The organism is Raoultella sp., from assembly GCF_039594335.1.
Taxonomy (GTDB): domain Bacteria; phylum Pseudomonadota; class Gammaproteobacteria; order Enterobacterales; family Enterobacteriaceae; genus Klebsiella.
On the sequence record NZ_JBCNNS010000260.1, the window covers coordinates 1 to 3,300 of the forward strand.

General features: G+C 61.0%; 4 protein-coding genes and 1 pseudogene. All 5 read left to right on the forward strand.

The features are described from left to right. A pseudogene (locus ACZAHD_RS22655) lies at positions 1–187 on the forward strand (acetolactate synthase large subunit); the annotation flags it as partial. A gap of 3 nt (positions 188–190) precedes the next feature. Further along, positions 191–478 carry an acetolactate synthase small subunit gene (ilvN, locus tag ACZAHD_RS22660; protein WP_002923283.1) on the forward strand — a complete coding sequence of 96 codons (288 nt, stop codon included), beginning with the start codon at positions 191–193 and terminating at the stop codon, positions 476–478. A gap of 152 nt (positions 479–630) precedes the next feature. After that, the gene (gene uhpA, locus ACZAHD_RS22665) at positions 631–1,224 is read left to right on the forward strand and encodes a transcriptional regulator UhpA (RefSeq protein ID WP_008806764.1); all 594 of its coding nucleotides are present in this window, start codon (positions 631–633) and stop codon (positions 1,222–1,224) included. A 17-nt stretch (positions 1,225–1,241) separates the two neighbouring features. After that, on the forward strand, positions 1,242–2,726 hold the full coding sequence (uhpB, locus tag ACZAHD_RS22670) for a signal transduction histidine-protein kinase/phosphatase UhpB (protein ID WP_170919921.1): 1,485 nt from the start codon (positions 1,242–1,244) through the stop codon (positions 2,724–2,726). Between the two features lie 11 nt (positions 2,727–2,737). Continuing rightward, positions 2,738–3,300: MFS transporter (locus ACZAHD_RS22675; protein ID WP_462458730.1), on the forward strand; the 563-nt coding region annotated here is incomplete at its 3' end.

Sequence of the window (3,300 nt, forward strand, 5' to 3'; positions counted from 1 at the left end):
GCAGATCGCCGCCGGTTTTGGCCTGCAAACCTGTGATTTAAATAACGAAGCCGATCCGCAGGCGGCGCTGCAGGCGATTATCGACCGTCCGGGGCCGGCGTTGATCCACGTGCGTATCGACGCGCAGCAGAAAGTGTATCCGATGGTACCGCCGGGTGCGGCCAATACTGAAATGGTGGGGGAATAAGCCATGCAAAAACAATGTGATAACGTCATTCTGGAACTCACCGTCCGTAACCATCCCGGCGTCATGACCCACGTTTGCGGGCTATTTGCCCGTCGGGCGTTTAACGTCGAAGGCATTCTCTGTCTGCCAATTCAGGGCAGCGAACACAGCCGCATCTGGCTGCTGGTAAATGATGACCAGCGATTGGGGCAGATGATTAGCCAGATTGAAAAGCTGGAAGATGTCACCAAAGTGGCGCGTAACCAGTCCGATCCCACCATGTTTAACAAAATTGCGGTGTTCTTCGAGTAAATCGCGCAAGGCTTGAACGGTAAGGTGCTTATGGTTAAGGTAAGCGCCTTTGCCGGATGGCGCTGCGCTTATCCGGCCTACAGGGAGTGGATCCGTAGGCCGGATAAGGCGTTTACGCCGCCATCCGGCGCTTTCAGGCACCAGGAAACACCATGACTACCATCGCCCTTATTGACGATCATTTGATTGTCCGCTCCGGCTTTGCTCAGCTGCTGGGGCTGGAAGCTGATTTTCAGGTTGTCGCCGAATTTGGTAGCGGCCGCGAAGCGCTGGCGGGGCTACCGGGGCGCGGCGTTCAGGTCTGTATCTGCGATATCTCCATGCCGGATATTTCCGGGCTGGAGCTGCTCAGCCAGTTGCCGAAGGGGATGGCGACCATCATGCTGTCGGTACACGACAGCCCGGCGCTGATCGAGCAGGCGCTGAACGCCGGCGCGCGCGGCTTCCTGTCGAAACGCTGCAGTCCGGATGAACTGATCGCCGCGGTCCGCACGGTGGCGGCGGGCGGTTGCTATCTCACGCCGGATATCGCCATGAAGCTGGCCGCCGGGCGCCAGGATCCGCTCACCAAACGCGAACGCCAGGTGGCGGAAAAGCTGGCGCAGGGCATGGCGGTGAAAGAGATTGCCGCCGAGCTCGGCCTGTCGCCGAAAACCGTTCACGTTCACCGCGCCAACCTGCTGGAAAAACTGGGCGTCAGCAACGACGTTGAGCTGGCGCGCCGCATGTTCGATAGCTGGCAATGAAGGCTGTCGTCTCACGATTGCTGTCGGTGATCGGCTGCGCCTTTATCTTCTCCGCAGCCTGGTTCTGCCTGTGGAGCATCAGTCTGCATCTGGTGGAGCGTGCGGATTTAGCGGTGTTGCTGTTTCCCTTTGGCCTGCGTTTAGGGCTGATGCTGCAATGCCCGCGTGGCTACTGGCCGGTGCTGCTGGGCGCCGAGTGGCTGCTTATCTTCTGGCTGGCGCAGGAGGTGGCGCTGGCGCACCCGATAATTTTGATGACCGGAAGTCTGCTGACTCTGCTGCCGGTGGCGTTGATCTCTCGCTATCGCCATCAGCGCGACTGGCTGACGCTGCTGCGCCAGGGCGGGGCGCTGATCGCCGCCTCGCTACTGCAATTGCTGCCGTGGCTGGCGCAAGAAGGCAGTGAGGGACTGACCGCGCTGTTGTTGACGTTGACCGGCGGTCTGACGCTGGCGCCGACCTGCCTGGTTATCTGGCACTATCTTACCAGTACCGTCTGGAGGCCACTGGGGCCCGCGCTGGTCTCCCAGCCGATTAACTGGCGCGGTCGGCATCTGATCTGGTACCTGCTGTTATTCACCATTAGCCTGTGGCTGCAGCTTGGGCTGCCCGCCGAGCTCTCCCGCTTTACCCCATTTTGCCTCGCGCTGCCGATTATTGCCCTCGCCTGGCACTACGGCTGGCAGGGGGCGCTGATCGCCACCCTGATGAACGCGATTGCGCTGATTGCCAGCCAGACCTGGCACGATCACCCGGTCGATCTATTGCTTTCGCTGCTGGCGCAGAGCCTCACCGGGCTGCTGCTGGGCGCGGGGATCCAGCGATTGCGCGAGCTTAACCTGTCGCTACAGAACGAGCTGGCGCGAAATCGGCGGCTGGCGGAACGTCTGCTGGAGACCGAAGAGAGCGTGCGGCGCGACGTGGCGCGCGAGCTCCATGATGATATTGGCCAGACTATCACGGCAATTCGCACCCAGGCGGGGATCGTGCAACGGCTGGCGCCGAATAACGCCAGCGTGCGCCAGAGCGGCCAGCTGATAGAACAGCTGTCGCTGGGAGTTTACGACTCGGTGCGTAGACTGCTAGGCCGTCTGCGTCCGCGTCAGCTCGACGACCTGCCGCTGGAGCAGGCAGTACGTTCGTTGATGCGCGAGATGGAGCTGGAGGACCGCGGCATTGTCAGCCATCTCGACTGGCGGATTAACGAGGCGGGACTGAGCGAGAACCAGCGTGTGACGCTGTTTCGCGTTTGCCAGGAGGGGCTGAATAATATCGTCAAGCACGCCAGCGCCAGCGCTGTTACCCTGCAGGGCTGGCAGCAGGATGAGCGACTAATGCTGGTGCTGGAAGATGACGGTTGCGGCCTGCCGCCGGGGTCGAATCTGCAGGGGTTCGGCCTGACCGGCATGCGCGAACGTGTGACCGCCCTCGGCGGTACGTTAACTATCTCCTGCACACACGGTACCCGCGTGTGCGTCAATCTACCGCTGCGTTACGCCTGAGAGGAGCGCCGATGTTTGCCTTTTTAAAAGCGCCGCCGGACGCCGCGCCAGTTAGCGATAAACGCGAGCTGGACGAGCGTTATCGTTACTGGCGTCGACATATTCTGCTCACTATCTGGCTTGGCTACGCGCTGTTTTATTTCACCCGCAAAAGCTTTAATGCCGCGGTGCCTGAAATTCTTGCCAGCAATGTGCTGACTCGTAGCGATATTGGCCTGCTGGCCACGCTGTTCTATATCACGTACGGGCTGTCGAAATTTTTCTCCGGTATCGTTAGCGACCGCTCCGACGCCCGCTATTTTATGGGCCTGGGGCTTATCGCTACCGGGGTGGTGAATATTCTGTTCGGTTTTTCCACCTCGCTGTGGGCTTTTGCGCTGCTGTGGGCGTTGAATGCCTTCTTCCAGGGCTGGGGCTCTCCGGTCTGCGCCCGGCTGCTGACGGCCTGGTATTCGCGGACCGAACGCGGCGGCTGGTGGGCGCTATGGAATACCGCGCATAACGTCGGCGGCGCGCTGATCCCGATGGTGGTGGGGGCGGCGGCGCTGCACTACGGCTGGCGTGCAGGGATGAC

What these genes read in the sequence shown, in the direction of transcription:
- ilvN (WP_002923283.1), top strand. Translation starts at nt 191, where the DNA reads ATGCAAAAACAATGTGATAACGTCATTCTGGAACTCACCGTCCGTAAC.
- uhpA (WP_008806764.1), top strand. Translation starts at nt 631, where the DNA reads ATGACTACCATCGCCCTTATTGACGATCATTTGATTGTCCGCTCCGGC.